Source organism: Streptomyces sp. NPDC002701 (assembly GCF_042889045.1).
Classification (GTDB): Bacteria; Actinomycetota; Actinomycetes; order Streptomycetales; family Streptomycetaceae; genus Streptomyces.
This window is the reverse complement of the sequence record NZ_JBIAQL010000005.1, coordinates 506,469-532,441: the sequence shown is the minus strand read 5'-3', so window position 1 is coordinate 532,441 and position 25,973 is coordinate 506,469. Positions and strand designations below refer to the sequence as shown.

At 70.9% G+C, this 25,973-nt stretch carries 22 protein-coding genes and 1 tRNA gene; 13 read left to right on the top strand and 10 right to left on the bottom strand.

Going from position 1 to position 25,973, the window contains the following annotated elements; all coding sequences use genetic code 11:
- Nucleotides 1–200: 200 nt before the first annotated feature.
- From ACFYXC_RS18110 to ACFYXC_RS18085, 6 genes are all read left to right on the top strand, one after another.
- The gene (locus ACFYXC_RS18110) at nt 201–2,567 is read left to right on the top strand and encodes a bifunctional SulP family inorganic anion transporter/carbonic anhydrase (RefSeq protein ID WP_389552526.1); all 2,367 of its coding nucleotides are present in this window, start codon (nt 201–203) and stop codon (nt 2,565–2,567) included.
- A gap of 226 nt (nt 2,568–2,793) precedes the next feature.
- Nucleotides 2,794–4,749 (top strand): acetate--CoA ligase, encoded by a 1,956-nt coding sequence (gene acs, locus ACFYXC_RS18105; RefSeq protein ID WP_389552523.1) that lies wholly within the window; start codon nt 2,794–2,796, stop codon nt 4,747–4,749.
- A gap of 304 nt (nt 4,750–5,053) precedes the next feature.
- On the top strand, nt 5,054–6,403 hold the full coding sequence (nhaA, locus tag ACFYXC_RS18100) for a Na+/H+ antiporter NhaA (RefSeq protein ID WP_389552843.1): 1,350 nt from the start codon (nt 5,054–5,056) through the stop codon (nt 6,401–6,403).
- 190 nt (nt 6,404–6,593) lie between these two features.
- Complete coding sequence (locus ACFYXC_RS18095) at nt 6,594–7,082, top strand: phage holin family protein (protein ID WP_388911897.1); 489 nt, start codon at nt 6,594–6,596, stop codon at nt 7,080–7,082.
- Nucleotides 7,079–8,029, top strand: a complete 951-nt coding sequence (locus ACFYXC_RS18090) for an alpha/beta fold hydrolase (protein ID WP_389552520.1) — start codon at nt 7,079–7,081, stop codon at nt 8,027–8,029. Before ACFYXC_RS18095 ends, ACFYXC_RS18090 begins: the two co-directional genes overlap by 4 nt.
- Nucleotides 8,030–8,216: 187 nt before the next feature.
- Entirely contained in the window at nt 8,217–8,396 is a 180-nt protein-coding gene (locus ACFYXC_RS18085; RefSeq protein WP_388911903.1) for a hypothetical protein, read from the top strand.
- A gap of 16 nt (nt 8,397–8,412) precedes the next feature.
- Here ACFYXC_RS18085 and ACFYXC_RS18080 read toward each other — a convergent pair whose 3' ends face one another.
- The 3 genes from ACFYXC_RS18080 to nth form a co-directional block, all read right to left on the bottom strand.
- A complete protein-coding gene (locus ACFYXC_RS18080) occupies nt 8,413–9,612 on the bottom strand; it encodes a MarP family serine protease (RefSeq protein ID WP_388911906.1) in 1,200 nt (399 codons plus the stop codon).
- A gap of 120 nt (nt 9,613–9,732) precedes the next feature.
- Nucleotides 9,733–10,437, bottom strand: a complete 705-nt coding sequence (locus ACFYXC_RS18075; protein ID WP_388911909.1) for an NUDIX hydrolase — start codon at nt 10,435–10,437, stop codon at nt 9,733–9,735.
- Between the two features lie 52 nt (nt 10,438–10,489).
- Nucleotides 10,490–11,563 (bottom strand): endonuclease III, encoded by a 1,074-nt coding sequence (gene nth, locus ACFYXC_RS18070; RefSeq protein ID WP_389552840.1) that lies wholly within the window; start codon nt 11,561–11,563, stop codon nt 10,490–10,492.
- 912 nt (nt 11,564–12,475) lie between these two features.
- On the opposite strand from nth, the gene ACFYXC_RS18065 reads away from it, so the two are divergent.
- Nucleotides 12,476–13,150, top strand: coding sequence for a Crp/Fnr family transcriptional regulator (locus tag ACFYXC_RS18065; RefSeq protein ID WP_016642758.1), 675 nt, complete (start codon nt 12,476–12,478; stop codon nt 13,148–13,150).
- Nucleotides 13,151–13,284: 134 nt separating this feature from the next.
- On the opposite strand, the gene ACFYXC_RS18060 is transcribed toward ACFYXC_RS18065, so the two are convergent.
- The 4 genes from ACFYXC_RS18060 to ACFYXC_RS18045 all read right to left on the bottom strand — a co-directional run bounded on the left by ACFYXC_RS18060 (nt 13,285) and on the right by ACFYXC_RS18045 (nt 15,747).
- On the bottom strand, nt 13,285–14,130 hold the full coding sequence (locus tag ACFYXC_RS18060) for an MBL fold metallo-hydrolase (RefSeq protein ID WP_388911912.1): 846 nt from the start codon (nt 14,128–14,130) through the stop codon (nt 13,285–13,287).
- A complete protein-coding gene (locus tag ACFYXC_RS18055; protein ID WP_388911915.1) occupies nt 14,127–14,996 on the bottom strand; it encodes an NUDIX hydrolase in 870 nt (289 codons plus the stop codon). Before ACFYXC_RS18055 ends, ACFYXC_RS18060 begins: the two co-directional genes overlap by 4 nt.
- Nucleotides 14,997–15,121: 125 nt before the next feature.
- On the bottom strand, nt 15,122–15,589 hold the full coding sequence (locus ACFYXC_RS18050; RefSeq protein ID WP_388911918.1) for a RidA family protein: 468 nt from the start codon (nt 15,587–15,589) through the stop codon (nt 15,122–15,124).
- A complete protein-coding gene (locus ACFYXC_RS18045; protein ID WP_107018142.1) occupies nt 15,586–15,747 on the bottom strand; it encodes a DUF4177 domain-containing protein in 162 nt (53 codons plus the stop codon). Before ACFYXC_RS18045 ends, ACFYXC_RS18050 begins: the two co-directional genes overlap by 4 nt.
- A 275-nt stretch (nt 15,748–16,022) precedes the next feature.
- On the opposite strand from ACFYXC_RS18045, the gene ACFYXC_RS18040 reads away from it, so the two are divergent.
- Nucleotides 16,023–17,000, top strand: coding sequence for an ArsA family ATPase (locus ACFYXC_RS18040; RefSeq protein ID WP_388911921.1), 978 nt, complete (start codon nt 16,023–16,025; stop codon nt 16,998–17,000).
- Nucleotides 16,997–18,466, top strand: coding sequence for an ArsA-related P-loop ATPase (locus ACFYXC_RS18035; protein WP_388911924.1), 1,470 nt, complete (start codon nt 16,997–16,999; stop codon nt 18,464–18,466). Before ACFYXC_RS18040 ends, ACFYXC_RS18035 begins: the two co-directional genes overlap by 4 nt.
- Nucleotides 18,467–18,636: 170 nt before the next feature.
- Here the strand turns inward: ACFYXC_RS18035 and wblA are convergent, their stop codons facing one another.
- Nucleotides 18,637–18,975 (bottom strand): transcriptional regulator WblA, encoded by a 339-nt coding sequence (gene wblA / locus ACFYXC_RS18030; protein WP_055515737.1) that lies wholly within the window; start codon nt 18,973–18,975, stop codon nt 18,637–18,639.
- A 407-nt stretch (nt 18,976–19,382) separates the two neighbouring features.
- On the opposite strand from wblA, the gene ACFYXC_RS18025 reads away from it, so the two are divergent.
- Nucleotides 19,383–21,722 (top strand): transglycosylase domain-containing protein, encoded by a 2,340-nt coding sequence (locus ACFYXC_RS18025; RefSeq protein ID WP_389552510.1) that lies wholly within the window; start codon nt 19,383–19,385, stop codon nt 21,720–21,722.
- Between the two features lie 314 nt (nt 21,723–22,036).
- Here ACFYXC_RS18025 and ACFYXC_RS18020 read toward each other — a convergent pair whose 3' ends face one another.
- The gene (locus ACFYXC_RS18020; RefSeq protein ID WP_389552507.1) at nt 22,037–22,501 is read right to left on the bottom strand and encodes a GatB/YqeY domain-containing protein; all 465 of its coding nucleotides are present in this window, start codon (nt 22,499–22,501) and stop codon (nt 22,037–22,039) included.
- 131 nt (nt 22,502–22,632) lie between these two features.
- On the opposite strand from ACFYXC_RS18020, the gene ACFYXC_RS18015 reads away from it, so the two are divergent.
- The 3 genes from ACFYXC_RS18015 (at nt 22,633) to ACFYXC_RS18005 (ending at nt 24,763) form a co-directional block, all read left to right on the top strand.
- Nucleotides 22,633–23,571 (top strand): metallophosphoesterase, encoded by a 939-nt coding sequence (locus ACFYXC_RS18015; RefSeq protein WP_389552503.1) that lies wholly within the window; start codon nt 22,633–22,635, stop codon nt 23,569–23,571.
- A gap of 261 nt (nt 23,572–23,832) precedes the next feature.
- On the top strand, nt 23,833–24,642 hold the full coding sequence (locus ACFYXC_RS18010; protein ID WP_388911938.1) for a Pr6Pr family membrane protein: 810 nt from the start codon (nt 23,833–23,835) through the stop codon (nt 24,640–24,642).
- 47 nt (nt 24,643–24,689) lie between these two features.
- Nucleotides 24,690–24,763: transfer RNA gene (locus tag ACFYXC_RS18005), tRNA-Pro, on the top strand.
- A 243-nt stretch (nt 24,764–25,006) separates the two neighbouring features.
- On the opposite strand, the gene ACFYXC_RS18000 is transcribed toward ACFYXC_RS18005, so the two are convergent.
- Entirely contained in the window at nt 25,007–25,966 is a 960-nt protein-coding gene (locus tag ACFYXC_RS18000; protein WP_389552500.1) for an SMP-30/gluconolactonase/LRE family protein, read from the bottom strand.
- Between the last annotated feature and the right edge of the window lie 7 nt (nt 25,967–25,973).

Sequence of the window (25,973 nt, the reverse complement as noted above, 5' to 3'; positions counted from 1 at the left end):
AGGAAGAAGTACGACAAGCCGACCGAAATGATTAATCACTCTCCGGCGTGAATTTTTGACCCATATGCGACGCTTTTTCACACACGTCCTTTACTCTCCATTACGATTCATTTACCGAGCGTTGATAAATCCCGCCGCTGTACGCCGTGACCCACGGCCGCGCCCCAAGCGACCGCGTAGCCCCGGAGGAGACGGGAACCATGCCTGCCTGCGTCCCCACCCGCACCGACGACTCATCACACCTGCCGGACGAAGGGCGGCCGCACAGCCCGCCCCGGCCCGGCCGCCGACCACCCCGCGGCCCCCGGCTCCCCCGGGTCGCCGCCGCCGACCTGTCCGCCTCGATCGCCGTCTTCCTGATCGCCCTGCCGCTGTCCCTCGGCATCGCCCTGGCCACCGGAGCGCCGCTGCAGGCGGGGCTCGTCGCCGCCGCGGCGGGCGGCCTCGTGGCCGGGCGCCTCGGCGGTGCCCCGCTCCAGGTGAGCGGGCCCGCCGCCGGGCTCACCGTGGTCACCGCCGACCTGATTCAGCAGTACGGATGGCGTACGACCTGCGCCATCTCCGTCCTCGCCGGACTGGTGCAGCTCGGCCTGGGCTTCGTGCGGGTGGCCCGTTCCGCCCTGGCCGTCAGCCCCGCGATCGTGCACGGCATGCTGGCCGGTATCGGCATCACCATCGCCGTCGCCCAGCTGCACATCGTGCTGGGCGGGTCCCCGAGCAGCTCGGTCGTCGACAACGTCCGGCAGCTGCCCGCCCAGTTGGCCAGCCCCCAGGTGGCGGCGATGTCGATGAGCGCCCTGACGCTGACCTTCCTGCTGGCCTGGCCCCGGCTGCCCGGACGCGTGGGACGGACGCTGCGCACCGTCCCGGCCGCGCTCGTCGCCGTCACCGCGGCCACAGCGACGGCGGCCGTCGCCGGGCTCACCCTGCCCAAGGTCGACCTGCCGTCCTGGCGGAGCCACGCGCTGGCGGGGCTGCCCGAAGGACCGACGCTCGGCCTCCTCGCCGCCGTGCTCACCACGACACTGGTGTGCAGTGTCCAGTCGCTCCTGGGCGCCGTCGCCGTGGACAAACTCACGGCCAGACGACCGGCCCAGCAGGGGCGCTCGGATCTCGACCGCGAGCTGCTCGGGCAGGGCGCCGCCAACATCGTCTCCGGATCGCTCGGCGGGCTCCCCGTCGCGGGTGTGGCCGTACGCACCTCGGCGAACGTCCAGGCCGGCGCCGTCAGCCGGAACTCCACGATGCTGCACGGCGTCTGGGTGGTGGTGGCCGCGCTGCTGATGGTCCCGCTCCTGGAGCTGATCCCGCTCGCGGCACTGGCCTCCCTGGTGATGGCCGTCGGCATCCAAATGGTGTCCCTGCACCACATCCGCACGGTCACCCGCCACCGAGAGGTACTGGTGTACGCCGTCACCACCCTCGGCGTCGTCGTCCTCGGCGTACTGGAAGGCGTCACCCTCGGGATCGCCATGGCCGTCGGCGTGGCCCTGCACCGCCTCACGCGGACGCGGATCACCCGCGAGGTGGCCCCGGACGGCGTCCACCACGTACGGGTGCGCGGGCAGTTGACGTTCCTCGCCGTGCCCCGTCTCAGCCGGGCTCTGCACCAGGTGCCGGCGGGGGCCGAGGCGGTGGTCGAGCTGGACGGCTCGTTCATGGACCACGCGGCGTACGAGTCGCTGCACGACTGGCAGAGCGCGCACATCACCCGGGGCGGCTCCGTGGAGCTGACCGGACGCACCGGAGCACGGCTCGCGGAACCACACACCAAGGAAGCCGGGCAGACATCGCACTGCCACTGCCGGCCCTGGACCCCATGGCGCAACCACCACTGCGAGAGCCCCGAGACACCGCCGCCCGGCGGACTCCGCAGCGGGCACCAACTGGCGAGCGGGATCAGCTCGTTCCAGCGCAACACCGCTCCCCTGGTGCGCGGTGAGCTGGCCCGCCTCGCGCGGGAGGGGCAGCGGCCCTCGCAGCTCTTCCTGACCTGCGCCGACTCCCGGCTGGTCACCTCGATGATCACGTCGAGCGGTCCCGGGGACCTCTTCGTCGTCCGCAACGTCGGCAATCTCGTACCGCCGCCCGGCGAGGAGAGCGGCGACGACTCGGTGGCCGCCGCGATCGAGTACGCGGTCGAAGTGCTGCAGGTGCGGTCCATCACCGTCTGCGGGCACTCCGGATGCGGGGCCATGCAGGCGCTGATGAACACCGAACCGGGCGGCACGCAGACGCCGTTGAAGCGATGGCTGCGGCACGGGCTGCCGAGCGTGGAGCGGATGGCGGCCAAGGACCGGCCCTGGACGCGGATCGCCGGACGCGCGCCCGCCGACGCCGTCGAGCAGCTCTGTCTCACCAATGTCGTGCAGCAGCTGGAGCATCTGCGGGCGCACGAGGCCGTGGGCCGGGCACTGGAGGAGGGCGCGCTCGAACTGCACGGGATGTACTTCCACGTGGGCGAGGCCCAGGCGTACCTCCTCACCGAAGCCTCGTCCCAGGACGCCGGCGAGGGCGAGATCTTCGACCGGGTGGCGGCGACGGCCCTGCACGACACCCCGGCCTGAGCCGGTCCGGCGGGCCCGCCCGGTCCGCCGGCCTGAACCGCTCCCCTCTCCCGTCCGTGAGAACGTGTGGCCGCCCGTGTCCGCGGGCAGGCCACACGCACGCATGATCCGGCACACAGGTCTAAACCAATTCACGGACGGCCCTTGTCACCGGGGGTCCGCGTCTGATGAGCTGTGGCCTGGGACACAACGGGCGCCCCTGGCACAGCACCGCAAGGGAGATGTCGTGAGCAACGAAAGCCTGGCCAACCTGCTCAAGGAAGAACGCAGGTTCGCGCCGCCCGCCGACCTGGCCGCGAACGCCAACGTCACCGCGGAGGCGTACGAGCAGGCCAAGGCTGACAGGCTCGGCTTCTGGGCCGAGCAGGCCCGCCGGCTGACCTGGGCCACCGAGCCGACCGAGACGCTGGACTGGTCGAACCCCCCGTTCGCGAAGTGGTTCAAGGACGGCAAGCTCAACGTCGCGTACAACTGCGTGGACCGGCACGTCGAGGCCGGCCACGGCGACCGCGTCGCCCTCCACTTCGAGGGCGAGCCCGGTGACAGCCGCGCCATCACCTACGCCGAGCTCAAGGACGAGGTCTCCAGGGCCGCCAACGCCCTCACCGAGCTGGGCGTGCGGAAGGGCGACCGGGTCGCCGTCTACCTGCCGATGATCCCCGAGGCCGTCGTCTCCATGCTGGCCTGCGCCCGCATCGGCGCCGCGCACTCCGTGGTCTTCGGCGGCTTCTCCGCCGACGCCATCGCCACCCGCATCCAGGACGCCGACGCCAAGCTGGTCATCACCTCGGACGGCGGCTACCGCCGCGGCAAGCCCGCCGCGCTCAAGCCGGCCGTCGACGAGGCGGTCTCCCGGGTCGACGGCGTGGACAAGGTGCTCGTCGTGCGGCGTACGGGACAGGACGTCGCGTGGACCGAGGGCCGGGACGTCTGGTGGCACGAGATCACGGCCGGGCAGTCCGCCGAGCACACGCCCGAGGCGTTCGACGCCGAGCACCCGCTGTTCATCCTCTACACCTCGGGGACCACGGGTAAGCCGAAGGGCATCCTGCACACCTCCGGCGGCTACCTCACGCAGGCCGCGTACACGCACCACTCCGTCTTCGACCTCAAGCCGGAGACCGACGTCTACTGGTGCACGGCCGACATCGGCTGGGTCACCGGGCACTCGTACATCACGTACGGCCCGCTGGCGAACGGCGCGACCCAGGTGATGTACGAGGGCACGCCCGACACCCCGCACCAGGGACGCTTCTGGGAGATCGTCCAGAAGTACGGCGTGACGATCCTCTACACCGCGCCGACGGCCATCCGGACGTTCATGAAGTGGGGCGACGACATCCCCGCGAAGTTCGACCTGTCGAGCCTGCGCGTCCTCGGCTCCGTCGGGGAGCCGATCAACCCCGAGGCGTGGATCTGGTACCGCAAGCACATCGGCGGCGACCGCACCCCGATCGTCGACACCTGGTGGCAGACCGAGACCGGCGCGATGATGATCTCCCCGCTGCCGGGCGTGACCGAGACCAAGCCGGGGTCCGCGCAGCGGGCGCTGCCGGGCATCTCGGCGACGGTCGTCGACGACGAGGCGCGCGAGGTCCCCGACGGCGGCGGCGGTTACCTCGTCCTGACCGAGCCGTGGCCGTCGATGCTGCGCACCATCTGGGGCGACGACCAGCGGTTCATCGACACCTACTGGTCGCGCTTCGAGGGCAGGTACTTCGCGGGCGACGGCGCCAAGAAGGACGAGGACGGCGACATCTGGCTGCTCGGCCGGGTCGACGACGTGATGCTCGTGTCCGGGCACAACATCTCGACCACCGAGGTCGAGTCGGCGCTGGTCTCCCACCCGTCGGTCGCCGAGGCGGCCGTCGTGGGCGCCGCCGACGAGACGACCGGCCAGGCCATCGTGGCCTTCGTGATCCTGCGCGGTTCCGCGTCGGAGACCGAGACCCTCGTGGGCGAGCTGCGCGACCACGTCGGCAAGACCCTCGGCCCGATCGCCAAGCCGAAGCGGATCCTGCCGGTGGCCGAGCTGCCCAAGACCCGCTCCGGGAAGATCATGCGACGGCTGCTGCGTGACGTCGCGGAGAACCGGCAGCTCGGTGACGTCACCACGCTCACCGACTCCACGGTGATGGACCTCATCCAGACGAAGCTCCCGGCGGCGCCCAGCGAGGACTGACGCGGATCGCGTACGGACGCGGATTTCGAGGGGCACCCGGCGGGCACGCCGGGTGCCCCTCGCTCATCGCGGGTAGGCTGCTGGACACGTCACCACGCGACAACAGAACATCCGAGCTCTGTACGAGCCCGAAGTCTCCACAAGGTGCGCCGGGAAGTCTGGTCGGCATGTGCTCAGCCCTGCCCACCGACCGGAGGTCGACCCCGTGTCCGCGCCCAACCCCAACCCCACCCCCACCCCCTCTCCCTCCCCCGACCGGCGCCGCCCGGCCGACAAGGACCGCAGAGTCCTCGGACGGCTCTCGCTGCCCGAGCGGACCGCCGTGGCGGACGCGCTGCGCACCGAGACGGTCGGCGGCATCCTCCTGCTCCTCGCCGCGATCGCCGCGCTGATCTGGGCGAACACCCCCGTCAGGGAGAGTTACGAGGCCCTCCGGGACTTCCACGTCGGACCCGCCGCGCTCGGCCTGGACCTCTCCGTCGAACACTGGGCCGCCGACGGACTCCTCGCGGTCTTCTTCTTCGTCGCCGGCATCGAACTCAAGCGCGAACTGGTCGCCGGGGACCTCAAGGACCCGCGGGCCGCCGCGCTCCCGGTCGTCGCGGCGCTCTGCGGGATGGCCGCGCCCGCGCTGGTCTACACCCTCGTCGCCGTCGCCGGCGGCGGCTCGCTCGCCGGCTGGGCCGTACCCACCGCGACGGACATCGCCTTCGCGCTCGCCGTCCTCGCCGTCCTCGGCACCTCGCTGCCGAGTGCCCTGCGCGCCTTCCTGCTCACGCTCGCCGTCGTCGACGACCTCTTCGCGATCCTGATCATCGCGGTCTTCTTCACCGACGACCTGGACTTCGCCGCGCTGGGCGGCGCCGTCGCCGGCCTCGCCGTCTTCCATCTGCTGCTCAGGAAGGGCGTACGCGGCTGGTACGTGTACGTGCCGCTCGCACTGGTCGTCTGGGGCCTGATGTACAACAGCGGCATCCATGCCACCGTCGCGGGCGTCGCGATGGGCCTGATGCTGCGCTGCACCACCCGCGAGGACGAGGAGCACTCGCCCGGCGAACGCGTCGCCCACCTCGTACGCCCGCTCTCGGCGGGCCTCGCCGTACCGCTCTTCGCACTGCTCAGCGCCGGGGTCGCGGTGTCGGGCGGCGCGCTCGGCGACGTGTTCCGCCGGCCGGAGACCCTCGGAGTCGTCCTCGGTCTCGTCGTCGGCAAGGCGGTCGGGATCTTCGGTGGTACGTGGCTGACGGTCCGCTTCACGAAGGCGTCGCTCTCCGACGACCTCGCCTGGCCGGACGTCTTCGCGGTGGCCTCCCTCGCGGGCATCGGCTTCACCGTGTCGCTGCTCATCGGCGAACTCGCCTTCACGGACGACCCGGCGCTCACCGACGGGGTCAAGGCCGCCGTCCTGACGGGTTCCCTCCTCGCGACCGTCCTGTCGGGCGTGCTGCTGAGGATGCGCAACGCCAAGTACCGCAGGTTGTGGGAGGACGAGGAGCGCGACGAGGACCTCTCCGGCGTCCCCGACGTGTACGAGCAGGACGACCCGGCCTACCACCTGCGCATGGCCGAGATCTACGAGCGCAAGGCCGCCGAACACCGGAGGCTTGCCGAAGTGACGGGCGGGGCAGGCGAGGAGCACGGCGGTCCGGCATGATCTGACACACACGGTCCGAAACGTACGGGCCGGCGCACACGGCCCGGTGGGTACGGGCCGGCGCGCACGGCTCGATGCGTACGCTCCGGTGCGGACGCGCGACGCCCACGGCGCCGGAGCGAAGACGGCACCACGCAGGACAATGCAAGACGACGCAAGACAACGGCGACAAGACAACAGGGAGAACGCGATGAGCGCACCCGACGGCAGCCCGGTCGGCGCCGAACGCAGCATCGGCCAGCTGTTCGCCTCGGCGACGACCGAGATGTCCGCGCTGGTGCATGACGAGATCGCACTGGCCAAGGCGCAGCTCAAGCACGACGTCAAGCGCGGGGCGGTGGGCGGTGGCGCGTTCAGCGCGGCCGGCGCGGTGCTGATCTTCTCCCTGCCGATGCTGAGCTTCGCACTGGCGTACGGCATCCGCACGTGGAGCGACTGGAACATGGCCGTCTGCTTCCTGCTGTCGTTCGCCGCGAACGTGCTGGTCGCCGCGGTGCTCGCGCTGATCGGCGTGGTCTTCGCGAAGAAGGCCAAGAAGGGGAAGGGCCCGCAGAAGACCGCGGCCTCGGTCAAGGAGTCGGCGGCCGTCCTGCAGAACGTGAAGCCGCACCCCCGTGAGGTGACCCCCGCGGACCGGGTCGGTGACGGAGCCAAGGCTGTGGCACGCTCGTCCTCATGACGGATCCCGCCACATCACCGGCGCAACCCACCTCTGTCGTACGGCTCGACGTGCCCGGCGCGAAAGAGGTCATCCACCGGGATGTCGCGGCGAACGGCGCGCGCTTCCACATCGCCGAGATGGGGGACGGGCCACTGGTGCTGCTGCTGCACGGCTTCCCGCAGTTCTGGTGGACCTGGCGGCATCAGCTGGTGGCGCTCTCCGAGGCGGGGTTCCGCGCGGTCGCGATGGACCTGCGGGGCGTCGGCGGCAGCGACCGCACCCCGCGCGGCTACGACCCCGCGAACCTCGCGCTCGACATCACCGGGGTCGTCCGGTCCCTCGGCGAGCCCGACGCCGCGCTGGTGGGCCACGACCTCGGGGGCTATCTGGCGTGGACGGCCGCCGTGATGCGCCCCAAGCTGGTGCGCCGGCTCGTGGTCTCGTCGATGCCGCATCCCCGGCGCTGGCGCTCGGCGATGCTGTCGGACATGAAGCAGACCGCGGCCGGTTCGTACGTCTGGGGTTTTCAGCGGCCCTGGCTCCCGGAACGCCGGCTGATCGCCGACGGGGGCGCCCTGGTCGGCCGGCTGATCCGGGACTGGTCGGGGCCGCGGCTGCCCGAGGACGACGTCGTGGAGACGTACCGGCGGGCGATGCTCATCCCCTCGACCGCGCACTGCTCGGTCGAGCCCTACCGGTGGATGGTCCGCTCGATGGCCCGTCCCGACGGCGTCCAGTTCAACCGGCGCATGAAGCGGCCGGTGCGGGTGCCGACGCTGCATCTGCACGGCTCGCTCGACCCTGTGATGCGCACACGGAGCGCGGCGGGGTCCGGGGAGTACGTCGAAGCACCGTATCGCTGGCGGCTGTTCGACGGGCTCGGGCACTTTCCGCACGAGGAGGATCCGGTGGCGTTCTCCACCGAGCTGGTGAACTGGCTGCAGGACCCCGAACCGGACCGCTGAGTCCGCCGCACCGCAGGTCGGACGCCCGCCGGAGAGCCGCCCGGTGGCTCTCGCCGGGGCATGTCGCACCGTGCGTCACACACGTCACAGGAACGCCTGTTCTACGAACGCCAATTGCCTGCCGCATAGGCCAATTGGGGGGCGTGGGGGCGGTTATCGACCTTGGGGCGGGGGCAGACGTCGGGGTATGGGCTGGACGCACGACTACAGTGACGCAGCACGCAACCGCCGCTCGATCGGCGGGCTGAGCTCCCATCGGAGGGGCACCCCGCAGTTGCAGGGCACAGACCCTCGGCTGGGAATCCCGCACATTCTGAGGCGCCGGGCCCGCTGGGTCTCGGCCCGCCTGCGTCATCCCCGCGGCTGAGCCACTCGGGAACGATCTAGAGGGCGCAGCTGTCGCTGTCCACCTGCTGGTTGGCGCTGCGGCCCTTGAGGATGTCCTCCTGGACCTCGTCCACGGTGAGCGCGTAACCGGTGTCGGGATCGTCGAGGGACTTCGCGAACACCACGCCGTACACCTTGCCGTCCGGGGTGAGCAGCGGGCCGCCGGAGTTTCCCTGTCGCACGGTCGCGAAGAGCGAGTACACCTTCCGCTGCACGGTGCCCCGGTGGTAGATGTCCGGGCCGTTGGCGGTGATGGGGCCGCGCACCCGCGCCGCGTTGATCGTGTACGAGCCGTTCTCCGGGAAGCCCGCGACGATCGCGCCGTCCCCCCTGGACGCCTCCTGGGTGGCGAACTCCAGGACGGGCGCCCGCAGTTCGGCCACGTCGAGTACGGCGATGTCGCGCTCCCAGTCGTAGAGCACGACCTTCGCGGCGTACCGCTTGCCCTCGCCGCCTATCTGGACGTACGGCTCGTCGACGCCGCCCACCACATGGGCGTTGGTCATCACCCGGCGCTGGCCGAAGACGAACCCGGTGCCTTCGAGGACCTTGCCGCAACTCTGCGCGGTGCCGGTGACCTTGACGATGGAGCGCTGGGCGCGGGCGGCGACCGGGCTGGTCGCCAGCGCCGGGTCGGGCGGATCCACCTCATTGATCTGCTCGTCCGAGAACGGGCTGAAGACCTGCGGGAAGCCGTTCTGCGCGAGGACCGAGGAGAAGTCCGCGAACCAGGTGTCGGCCTGGGCGGGCAGGGCCTCCGCCACCCCGAGCAGCACCTTGGAGCCACGGACCTCCTTGCCGAGCGTCGGCAGGGTCGTGCCGGCCAGGGCCGAGCCGATCAGCCAGGCGACGAGGAGCATCGCCACGACGTTGACCAGGGCGCCGCCCGTGGCGTCCAGGGCACGGGCCGGCGACCAGGTGATGTACCTGCGCAGCTTGTTGCCGAGATGGGTGGTGAGGGCCTGGCCGACCGAGGCGCAGACGATCACCACGACCACGGCGACGACGGCGGCGGTCGTGCCCACCTTCGCGTCGTCCGTCACCGCGTCCCAGACGACGGGCAGGAGGTAGACAGCGACGAGGCCCCCACCCAGAAAACCGATCACCGACAAGCTGCCGACGACGAACCCCTGGCGATAGCCCACGATCGCGAACCACACGGCGGCGACCAGCAACAGGATGTCCAGCACGTTCACTGCTTCGAGCCTCGCCTCATCACTTTGCGGTAGCCACGTCCTGGCCGGGGGACCGGCCCGCCGCAGGGCGACAGGGGGACACGGAGCATCCCGGGAAGACACAGCACAGGTGCCACCCTGTCATGCGCGCCAGTCGAGCGGGACCTGCTTGTCCCGGTCCCAGGGCCGTTCCCAGTTCGCGTAGTGGAGGAGGCGGTCGATGATCCCGGCGGTGAAGCCCCACACCAGGGCGGATTCGACCAGGAATGCCGGACCTGTGTGACCTCTGGGGTGCACGGCCATGGCGCGGTTCGCCGGGTCCGTGAGATCCGCCACGGGGACGGTGAAGACCCGCGCGGTCTCGTTCGGATCGACCACGCCGACCGGTGTCGGCTCGCGCCACCAGCCGAGGACCGGGGTGACGACGAAGTGGCTCACCGGGATGTAGAGCTTCGGGAGCACACCGAAGAGCTGGACGCCGCGGGGGTCGAGCCCGGTCTCCTCCTCGGCCTCGCGGAGCGCGGCCCGCAGCGGCCCGTCGGCCGCCGGGTCGCCGTCCTCGGGGTCCAGGGCGCCGCCCGGGAAGGAAGGCTGGCCGGCGTGCGATCGGAGCGAGGTGGCACGCTCCATGAGCAGCAGCTCGGGGCCGCGCTCGCCCTCGCCGAACAGGATCAGCACCGCCGACTGGCGTCCCGCGCCGTCCTCCGGCGGCAGGAAGTGGCTCAACTGGCGCGGCTCGACCGTCTCGACGGCGCGCACCACCGGATCCAGCCAGCCGGGCAGGCCGTCCTTGGTCAGGACCAGGTCACCGTCCTGTATGTCGTGCGTATGGCTCGCGTGCGTCATCGCCACCCCCGTTCTGCTGATCTCAACGCCGCCGGTGCCGCGATTCGTTCCGTCATTCCGTGCCCCGGGCGGGTGAATCGGGCGTGGTCGCCGCGAGCGGCGGAGCGGGGATGCCGCCGGCGTCCAGGTAGGACTGCGGAGGGTTGAGGCGCTGGCCCGGGAAGCCGCCCTTCTCGTACTTCAGGAGCTTCTTCGCCTTCTCGGGGTCCGTCTCGCCCTCCCCGTACGCCGGGCAGAGCGGGGCGATGGGGCAGGCACCGCAGGCGGGTTTGCGGGCGTGGCAGATACGGCGGCCGTGGAAGATCACGTGGTGCGACAGCATCGTCCACTCGCTCTTCGGGAAGAGCGCGCCGACGGCCGCCTCGATCTTGTCGGGCTCCTTCTCGTCGGTCCACTGCCAGCGTCGTACGAGCCGCTGGAAATGGGTGTCCACGGTGATGCCGGGGCGCCCGAAGGCGTTCCCCAGGACGACGAAGGCGGTCTTGCGTCCGACGCCGGGGAGCTTGACGAGGTCTTCGAGGCGGCCGGGGACCTCGCCGCCGAAGTCGTCCCGCAGGGCCTTGGAGAGGCCCATCACCGACTTGGTCTTGGCCCGGAAGAACCCGGTCGGGCGGAGGATCTCCTCGACCTCCTCCGGGTTCGCCGCCGCCAGGTCCTCCGGCGTGGGGTACTTCGCGAAGAGCGCGGGTGTCGTCTGGTTGACCCTCAGGTCGGTCGTCTGCGCCGACAGGACGGTGGCGACCACCAGCTGGAAGGGGTTCTCGAAGTCCAGCTCGGGGTGGGCGTACGGGTACACCTCGGCGAGCTCACGGTTGACGCGCCGGGCCCGCCGGACGAGAGCGGTGTGCGACTCGTCCCGGGGCGGCGCGGCGACGGCCTCGCCGACACCGCCGCCGCGCGCAGCGGCCACGCTCCCCTTGCCCGCCGCGACCTTCTTCCCGGCCGCGGCTTTCTTCGCGGACGCGACTTTCTTCGCGGACGCGGCTGCCTTGGCAGGCGCGCTCTTCTTTACGGACGCGGCCTTCTTCGCAGGCGCGCTCTTCTTCACGGACGCGACCTTCTTCGCGGACGCGGCTTTCTTCGCAGGTACGGCCTGCGCGGCAGGCACGGCTTTCTCGGCGGACACGGCTTTCCTGGCGGACGGGGGCTTCGCAGCCGGCGCGGTCTTCTTGGCGGGTACGGCCCTACTGGGGGCAGCGGTTCTGTCGGCGGGCGCGGTCCCGTGTGCGGCCTTCTCGGAGGCGGCGACAGCTTCACCGGCGGGCGCAGCCGCTCCGGAGACGGCGGGCGTGTCGGCTGGTGCCACCTTTTCGCCGACGGCCGGCTCGGCGGCCGACGCAGCCTTTCCGACGACGGCAGCCTTTCCGGCGACGGCGGACTTTCTGACGGCGGCGGCCTTCTTGGCGGGCGCAGCCCTCCTCACCGATCCAGCCTTCTCGGCCGACCCGCCCCTCCTCGCCGGCGCGTTCTCCGGTGCCGACACGTTCGCCGTCGTCCGCGCAGCCTCTTTGGCAGCCTTCTTTGTCGGCGTGGCCTTCTTGGCCGTTCTCTTCGCCGCGGCAGCCTTCTTTGTCGGCGTGGCCTTCTTGGCCGTTCTCTTCGCCGCGGCGGCCTTCTTGGCCACCGCGGCCTTCTTCGCGGCCGCGGCCATCTCCGAGGCGGCGGCCCCCACGGCCTTCCCGGCGGCCCCGGCCGCGCTTCTCACCGGCCTCGACCCCGCCGCTTTTGTCGTTTTCTTCGCTCCACCGGAGTCCTGTTCGCCCACAGCGGAATCGCGACGTACACCCACGCGCCCAGCCCCCTTGGCCTGTGCTCACCGGCGATTTGGACACCCGGCCAGCCTAAAGCCCACCACGGACATCTGCCCCGGCCACCATGGATCAGCCCCCAATTGGCCCCCTGCCGCACTGCCGGACACGCCCGTGCGGCAGACTTGTGACTGATCACACTGTTTGGACCGTCCAGCAAAACGGGGAACACGGTCCCCTGGTACACCGGGGTACAAGATCCCCTGAGCAGGTCGACAAGGAGAGAACTCGTGGACGACGTTCTGCGGCGCGCCCCGCTCTTCGCGGCGCTCGATGACGAGCAGGCCGCGGAGCTCCGCGCCTCCATGAGTGAGGTGACCCTCGCACGCGGTGACGCGCTCTTTCACGAAGGCGACCCCGGAGACCGCCTGTACGTGGTCACCGAGGGCAAGGTGAAGCTCCATCGCACATCCCCCGACGGCCGCGAGAACATGCTGGCGGTCCTCGGCCCCGGCGAGCTCATCGGCGAGCTGTCGCTGTTCGACCCGGGTCCGCGCACGGCGACCGCCTCCGCGCTGACCGAGGTGAAGCTGCTGGGTCTCGGCCACGGCGACCTCCAGCCCTGGCTGAACGCGCGGCCCGAGGTGGCCGCCGCCCTGCTGCGCGCCGTCGCCCGGCGACTGCGCAAGACCAACGACCAGATGTCCGACCTGGTCTTCTCCGACGTGCCGGGCCGGGTGGCCCGCGCGCTCCTGGACCTCTCGCGCCGCTTCGGCGTGCAGTCCGAGGAGGGCATCCACGTCGTACACGACCTGACCCAGGAAGAGCTGGCCCAGCTGGTCGGCGCCTCCCGCGAGACGGTCAACAAGGCGCTCGCCGACTTCGCGGGCCGCGGCTGGCTCCGCCTGGAGGCCCGCGCGGTCATCCTCCTGGACGTGGAGCGCCTCGCGAAGCGCTCGCGGTAGCGACAGCGACAGCGGTACGGCAACACCTCTTCAAGAAGGGCCCCGCCACACGGCGGGGCCCTTCTAGTCCCGTGCCGCGTACCGCCTGCGGCCTGCCGCCTGCCGGTCCTCGATGCCGGGCCCCTCCGGGCGGCTCACTCCCGCGCGTGCCCGATGAGCCCGTGCTCGCGGAGATAGTCCAGCTGCGCCCGTACCGACAGTTCCGCCGCCGGCCACAGGGAGCGGTCGACGTCCGCGTAGACGTGCGCGACGACCTGGGACGGGTCCGTACAGCCCTCCTCGACCGCCGTCTCGACCTGGGCCAGGCGGTGGGCGCGGTGGGCGAGGTAGAACTCGACGACCCCCTGGGCGTCCTCCAGGACGGGCCCGTGGCCCGGCAGGACCGTGTGCACGCCGTCGTCGACCGTCAGGGACCTGAGCCGCCGCAGGGAGTCCAGGTAGTCGCCCAGACGCCCGTCGGGGTGGGCCACCACCGTGGTACCCCGGCCCAGGACCGTGTCGCCGGTCAGCACGGCCCCGTCGGCGGGCAGATGGAAGCAGAGCGAGTCGGCGGTGTGGCCGGGCGTCGGTACGACCCGCAGCTCCAGACCGCCCGTCGTGATGACGTTCCCGGCGGCCAGACCCTCGTCGCCGAGCCGCAGTGCCGGGTCGAGCGCCCGCACCTTCGTGCCCGTCAGTGCCGCGAACCGCGCGGCGCCCTCGGCGTGGTCCGGGTGCCCGTGCGTCAGCAGGGTCAGGGCGACCCGCCTGCCGGCCTTCTCGACGGTGTCGACGACGTTCCGCAGGTGTACGTCGTCCAGGGGCCCCGGGTCGATCACCACCGCCAGTTCGGAGTCGGGCTCGGCCACGATCCAGGTGTTCGTGCCGTCCAGGGTCATCGCGGACGCGTTCGGGGCGAGGACGTTGACGGCGCGCGGGGTGGCGGGGCCGGAGAGCACCCCGCCGCGTGGCTGGCCGGGCAGGGCTGCGGCGTCGGTCATGCGGAGGCTCCACCGGTCGGGATGTGTTTGGTGAACTCGTCGTGGCCCGGCCAGCTGAGGACCAGCTCGCCGCCCTCCAGCCGGGCCCGTGCCAGGACGGGGGTCATGTCCCGCCCGGGTGCCGCCGCGAGGGCCTCGGCGGCGGTCGCGTACGTGCCGAGCTGGCGCAGGGTCGCGATGGTGGGCGGCATCATCAGGAGGTCGCCCTTGTCGTAGCCGTCCATCGCGTCCGCGGGGCGGATCCAGACGGTGCGGTCGGCCTCCGTGGAGGCGTTGCGGGTGCGCTGGCCCGCCGGGAGGGCGGCCACGAAGAAGAAGGTGTCGTAGCGGCGGGGCTCGAACTCCGGGGTGATCCAGCGCGTCCAGGCGCCCAGGAGGTCGGAGCGCAGGACCAGGCCCCGGCGGTCGAGGAACTCGGCGAAGGAGAGGTCGCGGGCGACCAGGGCCGCCCGGTCGGCCTCCCAGTCGTCCCCGGTGGTGTCGCCGACCACGGTGTCCGGGGCCGGACCCGCGAGCAGGACGCCCGCCTCCTCGTAGGTCTCGCGGACCGCCGCGCAGACGATCGCCTGGGCGGAGGTCTCGTCGACACCGAGCCGGGACGCCCACCACGCGCGCGTGGGGCCCGCCCAGCGGACGTGGTGGTCGTCGTCCCGCGGGTCCACCCCGCCGCCGGGATACGCGTACGCGCCTCCGGCGAAGGCCATGGAGGCGCGTCTGCGCAGCATGTGCACGGCGGGGGCCGCGTCGGTGTCCTTGAGCAGCATGACGGTGGCCGCCCTCCTGGGGACGACCGGTGTGAGCGTGCCCTCCGCGAGTGCGCGGATCCTCTCGGGCCACTCCGGGGGGTACCACTGACCGTTCGCCATGGACGGAGGCTATCCCGGAGTGCGCTGACGTTCGAGAGGCAACAATCGGTCCCCAGGAGAGGCCGCTGAGCGCCCCACCTGTACGTCGGCTCCCCGCGGGACGGACGAAGCCGTGCTCGACGTGCTCACGCCTCCGTGAGCTCCACCTGGATCTCGACCTCCACGGGTGCGTCGAGCGGCAGGACCGCCACGCCGACCGCGCTGCGCGCGTGCACACCCTTGTCACCGAGCACCTCGCCCAGCAGCTCGCTCGCGCCGTTCAGGACGGCGGGCTGGCCGGTGAAGTCGGCGGCCGAGGCGACGAAGCCGACGACCTTCACCACGCGCGCGATGCGGTCGAGGTCACCGGCGACGGACTTGACTGCCGCGAGGGCGTTCAGCGCGCAGGTGCGGGCCAGCTCCTTGGCCTCCTCCGGCGTGACCTCGGCGCCCACCTTGCCGGTGACCGGCAGCTTGCCGTCCACCATCGGCAGCTGGCCGGCGGTGTACACGTACACGCCCGACTGCACCGCGGGCTGGTACGCGGCCAGCGGCGGCACGACGCCCGGCAGGGTCAGCCCCAGTTCCGCCAGTTTCGCCTCGACAGCGCTCACGCGGCCCTCTCCCGCTTCAGGTAGGCGACGAGCTGCTCGGGGTTGTTCGGCCCGGGCACCACCTGGACGAGCTCCCAGCCGTCCTCGCCCCAGGTGTCCAGAATCTGCTTCGTGGCGTGGACGAGCAGAGGCACGGTTGCGTATTCCCACTTGGTCATGAGGGCGACTGTATCCGTTGGCACGGCACGCTCCTCCTGGGCACCGGCCGTCCGGTGACGGGCACCGGCGGCCCGGCCACGGGCACCGGCCGCACTCCGGGTGGCACCGGCGGGCACCGGCGCCGCCCGATGACTGGGGGAGGCGCTCCGTGGGCACCCGTATGCGAGGCAGGGCCGGTGGGTTCCCGGTCGGGGACCGAGGGGTACGGGGCCACAGGCGCCGCAACCCCACCCGCGGCCACCGTGACACCCGGTGAGGAATTAGGCTCGAAGACGTGAGCAGGCTTCAGGTCGTCAGCGGCAAGGGCGGTACCGGAAAGACCACGGTCGCCGCAGCACTCGCGCTCGCCCTCGCGACCGAGGGCAGGCGCACCCTTCTGGTCGAGGTCGAGGGCAGACAGGGCATCGCGCAGCTCTTCGAGACGGAGGCGCTGCCCTACGAGGAGCGCAGGATCGCCGTCGCTCCCGGTGGCGGGGAGGTGTACGCCCTCGCCATCGACCCCGAGCTTGCTCTGCTGGACTACCTCCAGATGTTCTACAAGCTCGGCGGCGCCGGCCGCGCCCTGAAGAAACTGGGTGCCATCGACTTCGCCACCACCATCGCGCCCGGCCTGCGGGACGTGCTCCTCACGGGCAAGGCGTGCGAGGCCGTACGCCGCAAGGACAAGCGCGGGCGGTTCGCGTACGACTACGTCGTGATGGACGCTCCGCCGACCGGACGGATCACCCGCTTCCTGAACGTGAACGACGAGGTGGCCGGGCTCGCCAAGATCGGCCCGATACACAATCAGGCGCAGGCCGTCATGCGGGTGCTCAAGTCGCCCGAGACCGCCGTGCACCTGGTGACGCTCCTGGAGGAGATGCCCGTCCAGGAGACGGCGGACGGCATCGCGGAGCTGCGTGCCGCGCGGCTGCCGGTGGGACGGACCATCGTGAACATGGTGCGGCCCGCGATCCTCGACGAGGCCGACCTGGAGTTCGCGCGCGAGGCACCGCGTACGGCCATCGCCAAGTCGCTGTCGGCCGCCGGTCTCGGCGGCGCGCGCCGCGGCGGGGTCGCCGAACGCCTGGTGGACCCGCTGCTGGACCAGGCGCACGAGTACGCCGAGCGGTACGCGCTGGAGCGCGAGCAGCGGGCGGTCCTCCAGGACCTGGGCCTGCCCCTGCACGAACTCCCGTTGCTCGCCGAGGGAATGGACCTCGCGGGCCTGTACGAACTCGCCACGGAACTGCGTCAGCAAGGGATCTCATGAGTCAGGACCCGGCCCGCGCACACGACCCGGCCCGCACACACGACTCCGCCCGCACCCACGACCCCGCCGCCCGCGCGATCGACTCCGCTTCCGTCCTGGGTGTCGACACGCTGATCGACGACCCCGGGACCCGCATCGTGGTCTGCTGCGGCTCGGGTGGCGTCGGCAAGACGACCACCGCGGCGGCGCTGGGACTGCGGGCCGCCGAGCGGGGCCGCAAGGTCGTCGTCCTCACCATCGACCCGGCGCGCAGGCTCGCCCAGTCGATGGGCATCGACGCGCTCGACAACACCCCGCGCCGGGTGAAGGGCATCGACGACTCCGCGAGCGGCGAGCTGCACGCGATGATGCTCGACATGAAGCGCACGTTCGACGAGATCGTCGAGGCGCACGCGGACCGCGAGCGGGCGGCGGCGATCCTGGGCAACCCCTTCTACCAGTCGCTCTCGGCGGGCTTCGCGGGCACGCAGGAGTACATGGCGATGGAGAAGCTGGGGCAGCTGCGGGCCCGCGACGAGTGGGACCTCATCGTCGTCGACACGCCGCCCTCACGCTCGGCACTCGACTTCCTGGACGCTCCGAAGCGGCTGGGGTCGTTCCTGGACGGCAAGCTGATCCGGCTGCTGACCGCGCCGGCGAAGCTGGGCGGCCGGGCCGGGATGAAGTTCCTGAACGTCGGGATGTCGATGATGACCGGCACCCTCGGCAAGCTGCTGGGCGGCCAGCTCCTCAAGGACGTGCAGACGTTCGTGGCCGCCATGGACACCACCTTCGGCGGCTTCCGGACCCGCGCGGACGCCACGTACAAGCTGCTCCAGGCGCCCGGTACGGCGTTTCTGGTCGTCGCGGTCCCCGAGCGGGACGCTCTGCGCGAGGCGGCGTACTTCGTGGAGCGGCTGGCCGCCGAGAACATGCCGCTCGCCGGTCTCGTGCTGAACCGGGTACACGGCAGCGGTGCCACCCAGCTGTCCGCCGAGCGCGCTCTCGCCGCCGCGGAAAATCTTGCCGAGGCCCGCATTGTGGATCAGGAGGGCGGGAAAGCTGGACTTCGTAACTCTCCCGACACGTACGGCAGTTCAGAATCACCCGCTGGTTCAGAACCACCCGCTCCCGCGACCGCTGTTCCTGAGACCCTCGTCCCTGAGACCACCGCTCCTGAGACCGCCGTTCCCGAGGCTCCCGCACCCGACGCAGGCTCCCCCGCCGCGGACCGGACCAGCGCAGACGGAGCCGGCGCGGAGGACCGCACCGTCGAACAACTCACCGCGAGCCTGCTGAGGCTGCACGCCGAGCGCATGCAGCTGCTCTCCCGCGAGCAGCGCACACGCGACCGCTTCGCCGCGCGCCACCCCGAGGTGGCCGTGGCGGAGGTTGCCGCGCTGCCCGGCGACGTGCACGACCTCGCCGGCCTGCGGGACATCGGGGAGCGGCTCGCGACCGGAGCCTCACCGGCCGCAGCGTCCTGAGCCTCTTGGGGCCCCTGGGGCTCCTGGGCACCCTGGGGCCACGGGGCCCCAGGTCAGGACACCCCCGGTCGCCCCGGTCGGGCAGCTGAAGCGCGGGCAGCGTACGCGGCGTACGGGACTGCACGCGGCGTACGCGGCTGTACGCGTGAAGGGAGCCGGTCAGCGGCTGGTCAGCCCACCGCTGCGTAGTTCTCGTACACCTCTTCCTCGTCGAGGGGCAGGATCCCGGCCCCTCGCTCGTACTCGGTACGCGCGGTTTCGAGCAGCCTGCGCCAAGAGGTGACGGTCGGTCGCCTGCGCAGCAGTGCGCGGCGCTCCCGCTCCGTCATTCCTCCCCACACGCCGAACTCGACGCGGTTGTCCAGCGCGTCGGCCAGGCACTCCGTGCGCACCGGACATCCGGTGCACACCGCCTTGGCCCGGTTCTGCGCTGCTCCCTGCACGAACAGTTCATCCGGATCGGTAGTGCGGCAGGCCGCCTGCGCACTCCAGTCGGTTACCCAGCCCATACCGGCGCCGTCCTCTCCCGAATCGAGGCTCCCCCACGGCGGCAGCGGCATATTCACCGCCGCCAGTTGAGGACGTTACGGAAGGTGGGCACAGTCAACCAGCCCTATCGGGCCCAATCTTGAATGGCCCGAATGGACTATGGGTACGCGACAGATCACCCAACGGAGTGACCCGACGACATACGTGACTTTCCCGGCAGACCGGGGCAGTTGACTTGCGTCACAACGGACGCCAAGTGACACATGAGGCGTATTCGGGCACGCCTTCGACAAAAAGTCGAGTGAAGACCGAGACGATTCGGGGTCGCCGGACGTATTGATACGTAGCCCTACTGCTGTGACAGTTGAGAGCAGCTTAGGCCAACGCCTATACGCGTGTCCGGCGAATGAGAACGTAGGCTGCCCTCATGCCAAAGAAGCGCTCGGGCGGTGGTCTGTCTCCCACGCAGCAGGCCGCCAAGTTCCTCGGTGTCAGTGTGCTCGCGGGGGCCGTCATGGCCGGGATCGCCGTGCCGGCGTTCGGCGCGCTCGGTCTCGCGGCCAAGGGGTCGGTCGAGGGGTTCGACGAGATCCCGGCCAACCTGAAGCGGCCGCCGCTGAGCCAGCGCACCACGATCCTGGACAACCAGGGCGGCCAGATCGCCACGGTCTACTCGCGCGACCGCACGGTGGTCGACCTGAAGGACATCTCGCCGTACCTGCAGAAGGCGATCGTCGCGATCGAGGACGCGCGGTTCTACGAGCACGGCGCGGTCGACCTCAAGGGCGTCCTGCGGGCCCTCAACAAGAACGCGCAGAGCGGCGGTGTCTCGGAGGGCGCCTCGACGCTCACGCAGCAGTACGTGAAGAACGTCTTCGTCGAGGAGGCGGGCGACGACCCGACCAAGGTCGCCCAGGCCACCCAGCAGACCCTCGGCCGCAAGATCCGCGAGCTGAAGTTCGCGATCCAGGTCGAGGAGGAGCTCGGCAAGAAGAAGATCCTCGAGAACTACCTGAACATCACGTTCTTCGGGCAGCAGGCGTACGGCGTGGAGGCCGCGTCCCAGCGTTACTTCTCCAAGTCCGCCAAGGACCTGGAGTTGCAGGAGGCCGCGCTGCTCGCCGGCATCGTCCAGTCGCCGAGCCGGTACGACCCGGTCAACGACGAGGCCGAAGCCGTGAAGCGGCGCAACGTGGTGCTGCAGCGCATGGCCGAGGTCCACGACATCTCGCAGGCGGAGGCCGCGGCGGCGAAGCAGAAGCCGCTCGGGCTGAAGGTCAGCAAGCCGAAGAACGGCTGCATCACGGCCGTCAAGGACGCCAGCTTCTTCTGCGACTACGTGCGTGAGGTGTTCCTGACCGACCCGGTCTTCGGCAAGACGCAGAAGGCCCGGGCCAAGGTGTGGAACCAGGGCGGCCTGACGATCCGTACGACGCTCGACCCGCAGGCGCAGAAGTCGGTCCAGACCTCGCTCCGGGATCACGTCAACCAGTCCGACAAGGTCGCGGCGGCGTCGACGCTCGTCGAGCCCGGCTCCGGCAAGATCCTGGCGATGGGCCAGTCGAAGCCGTACGGCTACGGGAAGAACGAGACCGAGATCAACTACTCGGTCGACCACTCCATGGGCGGCTCGAACTTCGGCTTCCCGACCGGTTCGACGTTCAAGCCGTTCCTGGCGGCGGCGGCCCTGGAGGGCGGCACGTCGCCCGCGCAGGTCTACCCGGCGCCGTTCGAGATGCCGTATCCCGACAGTGTCCAGGCGTGCAACGGCAAGACCTGGCGCAACACGGAGAGTGCCAAGGTCGAGAACGAGGACGAGTCGGAGGTCGGCCCCTACCCCCTGCGGGAGGCGATGGAGCTGTCGGTCAACACCTACTTCGTGCAGATGCTCGAGGACATCGGCATGTGTCCGGTGGTGGAGATGACCGACAAGCTGGGCGTCGTGCAGGGCAACGGCACGAAGCTGCCCGAGCGGCCCGCGTCGATGACCCTCGGCTCCACCGGTATCTCGCCGCTGACCATGGCGAGCGCGTACGCCGCCTTCGCCAACCGCGGTACGTACTGCACGCCGATCGCGATCGCGTCGATCAGCCAGCAGCTCGGCGGTGAGAAGAAGTCGCTGCAGGTGCCGAAGTCGTCGTGCTCGCGCGCGATGTCGGAGAACACCGCGGACACGATCAACACGCTGCTCAGCGGTGTGGTCGACTCCGGTACGGGCCGGGAGGCCGGTCTCACCGACCGCGCCAACGCCGGCAAGACCGGTACGACGGACTTCCGCAAGAACGCCTGGTTCGTCGGCTACACGCCGAACCTGTCCGGTGCGGTCTGGGTGGGCAGCGCCACCCAGAAGGTCAAGATGGTCAACATCACCATCGGCGGGACGTGGCACGAGAAGGTCTTCGGCGGCGCGGTGCCGGGACCGATCTGGAAGGACGCCATGACCGGCGCCCTGGCGGGCAAGGAGTCCCCGACGTTCAACACGGTCCACATCCCCGAGGGGGACAAGGGCCGGGGGGACGGCGACAACGGTGACGGTGACGGTGACGGCGACAACCGTCCCGGTCCCGGCGACGGCGGCAATGGCGGCAACGGCGGCAATGGCGGTAATGGGGACAACCGGGGAAATGACAATGGGGGCGGGAACAACGGCGGTCCCGGTCAGCCCCAGATCCCCACGCCGACGTTCTCGATCCCGGACGAGTGGACGATCGGCGGGAACGAGGGGGACAACGGCGGCGGCAACGGGAACGGCGGCAACTGGCCGTAGACCGACCGCCTGAACGTCACAGGTACGCCGATGGGGGCGCCCCTTGCAGTAAGGGGCGCCCCCATCGGCGTAAGGCCGCGGTTTCTGTCGGTCGCGGTTTGTCGGCAGCGGTCCGTCGGTCGCGCTTCTGGCGGTCGCGGTCCGTCGGTCGCGGCGCCGGGGGCCGTGTCCGGGCGCCACTCGGGAGGCTTCCGTGTCCGGGCGCCACCCGGGAGAGTCACGTGTCCGGGCGCGACCCGGGAGGATTCCGTGCGCGGGCGCGCCCCGTGGAGATTTCCGTGTCCGGGCGCCGCCCGGAGGGTTCCGTGCCCGTTTCAGCCCGCGAGGAGCTTCTTGACCGCCGCGGCGACGCGGCCGCCCTCGGCCAGGCCGGCCACCTTCGGGTTCACGATCTTCATGACCTGGCCCATGGCGCGGGGGCCCTCCGCGCCGGCCGCCTTGGCCTCCTCGACCGCCTGCGCGACGATGCTGTGGAGCTCGTCGTCGGAGAGCTGCTTCGGCAGGTACTCGGCGAGGACGACGCCCTCCGCCTTCTCGCGCTCGGCCGACTCGGCACGGCCGCCCTGCGCGAACGCCTCGGCCGCCTCGCGGCGCTTCTTCGCCTCCTTGGCGATCACCTTCTGCACCTCGTCGTCGGAGAGTTCGCGCTTCTCCGTACCCGCGACCTCTTCCTTCTGGATGGCGGCGAGGGTCAGCCGGAGCGTCGAGGAGCGGAGCTCGTCGCGCTCCTTGATCGCGGCGTTGAGGTCTGCCTGCAGCTTCGACTTGAGCGTGGTCATGGGGTGATTGTCGCAGGTGTGGTGCGACGGCCGCCCGTGCATTTACCGTGCAAGCCGGCTCCGGCCCCTCGGTGGCCCACAGGTGGCCTCCCGCGGGGTTCGGGGTGGCCGGGGTCTGACACGATGGGCGTATGCGCGCGCGATACGGAGTACCCCTGGGAATTGCGGCGGCCGGCGCCGCCGGTCTGCTCTACTCGGCGGGGTTCGAGGCCCGCTCGTTCCGTCTGCGACGGGTGACGGTCCCGGTGCTGCCACCCGGGATGCGGCCACTGCGCGTGCTCCAGGTCTCCGACATCCACATGGTGAGCGGCCAGCGCAAGAAGCAGCGCTGGCTGCGCTCGCTGGCGGGCCTGCGCCCGGACTTCGTCATCAACACCGGGGACAACCTCTCCGACCCGGAGGGCGTGCCGGAGGTCATGGACGCCCTCGGCCCGCTGATGGAGTTCCCCGGGGCGTACGTCTTCGGGTCGAACGACTACTACGGGCCCACACTCCGCAATCCCGCCCGCTACCTGTACGAGAAGGTGCAGGGCCGGCACGGGCTGAACGGCAACGCTCCAGCGACGAACGTGGTCCACAACCCGTGGGAGGAACTGCGGGACGGGTTCGACGCGGCGGGCTGGCTGAACCTGACGAACGCCCGGGGCTCGTTGAAGATCGACGGTCACGAGATCGAGCTGACCGGGCTCGACGACCCGCACGTCAAGCGCGACCGGTACGCGCGCGTGGCCGGCGGCCCGTCCGCCTCCGCCGACCTCTCGCTGGGCATCGTGCACGCTCCGTACCTGCGCGCGCTGGACGCCTTCACCGCGGACGGCTACCCGCTCGTCCTGGCGGGCCACACGCACGGCGGGCAGTTGTGCATCCCCTTCTACGGTGCCCTCGTCACCAACTGCGACCTGGACACCGAGCGGGTGAAGGGCCTGTCCAAGCACACCGAGGCGGAGTCCGGGCGGACGTCCTACATGCACGTGTCGGCGGGCTGCGGGACGAGCAGGTACACGCCGGTCCGGTTCGCGTGCCCACCGGAGTCGACCCTGCTGACGCTTACGGAGAGGGCTACGGCGTAGCGGATCGGGGGCGAGCGCGGCGGCTCCGGTGGGTCGGGGCGAGCGCGGCGGATCCGGGTGAGCTCAGTTGATCTGGGCGAGCAGAGCGGTTCGGGGTCGGCCAGCACGGCGGGACCGGGACGGGGGCCGGGACGGGGGCCGGGGCCGGGACGGGGACAAGGTCGGCGCGACGAGGGAACGGTGACGGTGACGACAAGGCGCCGACACCCATCCAGCCCAGTCCACTTAGCCCCATTTGCCCGGTCTGCCTAACGTGAGGGCATGACCGCTCCCATACCTGCGGACATCCCGGACATACCCAGGATTCCCGGCATAGCAGCCAAGGCCGCCGCTGCGGCCATCCCTGTCGTCCCGGCGTACGCGGTGCTTCCCCGCACACGCCGGCCCCTGGCCGCCGCCTACCGCCTCCTCGTCGCCCTCGCGGCAGCCGCGGGCGTGGCGCTCGTCGCGCTCCTGGGCGGCCCGTCACGCGCCCTGACCTACTCCACGGTCCTGAGCAGCATCCTGGTGGCCGTCGTGTTCGCCCTCTCGGCCCGGCGGGCCTGGACGGCCCGCCACCCGCTACGACCGTGGATCACCGCCTGCACGCTGCTGTACGCGATCGGTGCGGGCCTGGTCTACCACCTGATCCTGGCCGACAACACGACCACGTTCTCGATGACGGCGGGCGACGCAGAGACCCTCACCGGCTGGCATGCGGCGGCGAACGTCCTGCTGCACACGGTGATCCCGGTCGCGGTGGCGCTGGACTGGCTGCTGCTGAGCCGCCCGGGAGCGCTGCGCCTGCACAGCGCGGCGGCCTGGACGGTACTTCCGCTCATGTACCTGGCCTTCACCGTGACCAGGGGACTGCTCCTGCCTCCGGGAACGCCGGCCCGCTACCCGTACCCGTTCCTCGACGTGTCCCGGCACGGCTTCGTCGAGGTCCTGGGCAACGTCACCATCCTCGGCGTCGCGTGCTACGGCCTGGCCGTCCTGCTCGTCGCCCTGGACCACCTCAGGCCCGGGTCACGCCGTCACCGACCCCACGAAAACCGGATTTCGTCTCCGGCCACCAGTGGGCTAAAGTAAACGACGTCGCCACGGCACACCACGAGAGTGGCCGCCACCAGCGACATCGGGGTGTAGCGCAGCTTGGCAGCGCGCTTCGTTCGGGACGAAGAGGTCGTGGGTTCAAATCCCGCCACCCCGACAGCCGAAACACCAAGTCAGGGGCCTGATCCGCTTAGCGGGTCGGGCCCCTGAGTGGTTCCCGGAGAGTGGTCGGGGAGATTGACCGACTCCGCCACTTTCTCGCTGCGCGTGTCCCTCGCCGGTGACGCCGACTATCCGGCCTCCCAGACCTCGGCATAAGTCAGAGGGCACGTACTCACCTGAGTACGTGCCCTCCCTCGTGCTCGCGCCTGGGGGCCAAACGTGGGCCGGATGCCCCCGGTCAGATCGGGACCGCCACCCCCGTGAACGTCGTCTCCGGGAGTTGAGGGGTGGTGAAGCGGGCGTTGACCAGGTACAGGCGGTTTGCGTAGCGGGCCGCTGTGGTGGGGACGTCGAAGCGGGGGTCCGTGATGCTGCCGGTCAGGGTGGCCGTCGTGGACGTGCGGTCCAGGTGGAACACGCTGATCACGTTCAGGCGGTTCTGGACCACGTACAGGGTGCGGCCGATGCGGTGGAGGCCGTCGCCGTTCACCACGTTCGGGGCGCCGACCAGGGTGATCCTCGTGGCGTGGCCCGTCCGCGTGTTCACCTTGTAGAGCTCGCCCGGGGTGCTCTTCACCACGATCAGGGAGTGGCCGTCCGGGGCACCCACGATGCCGTTGGCGTTGTTCACGTCCGGGAGCTGGACCCAGTCGCCGGTGAGCGGAAGCGTGCGTACGGCTCCGGACCGGCCGCGTGGGACCGCGTACAGCGCCGCCGCCCGTGAGTCCGTGAACCAGGCCCTGTCGCCCAGCAGCGTCACGTCGTTGATGAAGTGGCCCGTGGCCTCGGACAGTTGGTGTGTCGCCACCACGTTTCCGGTGCGGGAGTCGTGCGTACGGGCCACTCCCGTGTTGCCTGCCACGTACAACAGGCCGTCGTGGTCCAGCTTCATGCCCACCGCTACGAGGCCGGTGGCGCCCGCGAAGAGGATCCTGCCCCTCCCCGTGCGCAGGTCGGTGCGGAAGATCGCGCCGTTCGCCCGCGAACCCATGTACGCGTACGGCTTTCTGCCGATCGCTATGCCCTCGGGCAGGAAGCCGTCGGGCAGGGGGAACTCCGTCGGCCATGTGGCGGGCGCTGACGTCGTGGTGGCTGCGTTCGCCGTGCCCGTACCGGTCGCCGCCGCGAGCGCGGTCAGGGTCGCGCCGCCCAGGAGCGCGCGCCTGGAGGGGTGGGGACGGGCTTGGTTGCGGGTCATCGTTCCG

Excerpts from the sequence above, each read along its gene's own strand:
- ACFYXC_RS18110 (WP_389552526.1), top strand. The coding sequence starts at position 201 with ATGCCTGCCTGCGTCCCCACCCGCACCGACGACTCATCACACCTGCCG.
- ACFYXC_RS18095 (WP_388911897.1), top strand. The coding sequence starts at position 6,594 with ATGAGCGCACCCGACGGCAGCCCGGTCGGCGCCGAACGCAGCATCGGC.
- ACFYXC_RS18090 (WP_389552520.1), top strand. The coding sequence starts at position 7,079 with ATGACGGATCCCGCCACATCACCGGCGCAACCCACCTCTGTCGTACGG.
- ACFYXC_RS18085 (WP_388911903.1), top strand. The coding sequence starts at position 8,217 with ATGGGCTGGACGCACGACTACAGTGACGCAGCACGCAACCGCCGCTCG.
- ACFYXC_RS18075 (WP_388911909.1), bottom strand. The coding sequence starts at position 10,437 with ATGACGCACGCGAGCCATACGCACGACATACAGGACGGTGACCTGGTC.
- ACFYXC_RS18060 (WP_388911912.1), bottom strand. The coding sequence starts at position 14,130 with ATGACCGACGCCGCAGCCCTGCCCGGCCAGCCACGCGGCGGGGTGCTC.
- ACFYXC_RS18055 (WP_388911915.1), bottom strand. The coding sequence starts at position 14,996 with ATGGCGAACGGTCAGTGGTACCCCCCGGAGTGGCCCGAGAGGATCCGC.
- ACFYXC_RS18045 (WP_107018142.1), bottom strand. The coding sequence starts at position 15,747 with ATGACCAAGTGGGAATACGCAACCGTGCCTCTGCTCGTCCACGCCACG.
- ACFYXC_RS18035 (WP_388911924.1), top strand. The coding sequence starts at position 16,997 with ATGAGTCAGGACCCGGCCCGCGCACACGACCCGGCCCGCACACACGAC.
- wblA (WP_055515737.1), bottom strand. The coding sequence starts at position 18,975 with ATGGGCTGGGTAACCGACTGGAGTGCGCAGGCGGCCTGCCGCACTACC.
- ACFYXC_RS18025 (WP_389552510.1), top strand. The coding sequence starts at position 19,383 with ATGCCAAAGAAGCGCTCGGGCGGTGGTCTGTCTCCCACGCAGCAGGCC.
- ACFYXC_RS18020 (WP_389552507.1), bottom strand. The coding sequence starts at position 22,501 with ATGACCACGCTCAAGTCGAAGCTGCAGGCAGACCTCAACGCCGCGATC.
- ACFYXC_RS18015 (WP_389552503.1), top strand. The coding sequence starts at position 22,633 with ATGCGCGCGCGATACGGAGTACCCCTGGGAATTGCGGCGGCCGGCGCC.
- ACFYXC_RS18010 (WP_388911938.1), top strand. The coding sequence starts at position 23,833 with ATGACCGCTCCCATACCTGCGGACATCCCGGACATACCCAGGATTCCC.
- ACFYXC_RS18000 (WP_389552500.1), bottom strand. The coding sequence starts at position 25,966 with ATGACCCGCAACCAAGCCCGTCCCCACCCCTCCAGGCGCGCGCTCCTG.